The 1,440-nt window shown below is 67.1% G+C and carries 2 protein-coding genes; both read left to right on the top strand.

The genetic code is table 11. The features are described from left to right. On the top strand, positions 1 to 1,093 hold a 1,093-nt coding region (locus IFS44_RS21590), incomplete at its 5' end, for a fimbria/pilus outer membrane usher protein (RefSeq protein WP_192100192.1). Continuing rightward, positions 1,093 to 1,440 (top strand): spore coat protein U domain-containing protein (locus tag IFS44_RS21595; RefSeq protein ID WP_206757902.1); only part of this gene is annotated, 348 nt, incomplete at its 3' end. The genes IFS44_RS21590 and IFS44_RS21595, both read left to right, overlap by 1 nt.

The raw sequence follows: 1,440 nt of genomic DNA on the forward strand, positions 1-1,440 counted from the left end.
CTTCAGCGTTGCCGCGCAATATGACGATCGCAGCAGGGGCTTTCGCGAGCTCGCCAGCTTCGACCTTGCAAATCCCGCGACACGGCGGCGAACCTATCGCGCGATCGCCAACGTCAATCTGGCGCGGCTGGGCACAGTGGGGGCTGCGTATATTTCGGGGCGAAGCTTGGGATCGGTCGACGAACTCACGCTACGTTCGCGCCTGCTGTCCTTGTCCTATGGTCGTCCGGTCGGATCGCGCGCGAACCTGTTCGTGACCGCGGATCGCGATTTCGAACGGGGCGCGACCAGCGCCCAGCTGCGCCTGTTCATCCCGTTCGGACGCAATGCGGCCAGTGGCGGGATCAGCCGTTCGGCCGGGCGCAATCTCTATCAGGTCGGTTATACCCGGGCGACGCCGACCGATGGCGGCCTTGGAATCGATGCCGGGATAGCAGCGGCAAGCCGGGGGCCTGCATCGGGGCAGGTGACCGGGACATGGCGCGCGCCCTTCATCGAAGTGCAGGCCGGGGGCGCGATGGCCCAGGCGCGCAGCTCGGCCTGGATCGGCGCATCGGGTTCGATCGTGGCGATGGACGGCGGCCTGTTCGTCGCCAATCAGGCGAGCGATGCCTTCGCGGTCGTCGAGACTGGCGTGGCGGGCGTTGGCGTCAGCTATGAAAACCAGCCGGTCGGCGTGACGAACCGCAAGGGCCATCTCTTCGTGCCCAATGTCGTGCCCTATCTTCCCGTCCGCTTCGCGATCGATACGCTGTCGCTGTCGGAGAACCATGTCGCATCCGCGGTGGAGCAGCGGGTTGCCGTGCGACAGGGCAGTGGTGCCGTCGTGCGTCTGAACGTCCGCATGACGCGCAACATCCTCGCCGTGCTCGTCGACAGCACCGGGGCGACACTCAAGCCGGGCGGTCGCGTCCAGCGTGAGGGGCATCCCGACGTCGCCATCGGCTGGGACGGCATCGCGTATCTGGAGGATGTCGGCGAACAGGTGTCGCTCTCCGCGCTGACGTCGGACGGGACGGTGTGCCAGGCGACGTTCGGCGTCTCCGCAGACGTCGCGGCGCTGTCACGGGTTGGACCGGTCTCGTGCCGGTGATGGTGTCGCTGCGGCTGTTCTTCGCACTGGTGGTCCTGAGCATCGTCACGGGCCCTGCATTCGCCGCCTGCACGACATCGTCCGGGGCACTCACCTTCTCGCCGGTGTCGTCGTACGACGTGCGAGGGGGCACGGTGCCGCAGGTTGCCGGATCCGCCGGGCTTTCCTGCACGGGGTCCGTGCTGACCCTGATCGGCGGCAATTCGGCGCGCGCGACCATCACCAGCCTCAACCAGTTTCGCCTGGTCAAAGGCGCCGACGCGATCGCCTATCAGGTGTCGGCCGATGCCAGCGGCACCACGCCGTTCACGCAAGGGTCGACCGTCAACTATATGAGCGGCAGCCTG

It is taken from the genome of Sphingomonas sp. CFBP 13706 (assembly GCF_014842355.1).
Classification (GTDB): Bacteria; Pseudomonadota; Alphaproteobacteria; order Sphingomonadales; family Sphingomonadaceae; genus Sphingomonas; species Sphingomonas aerolata.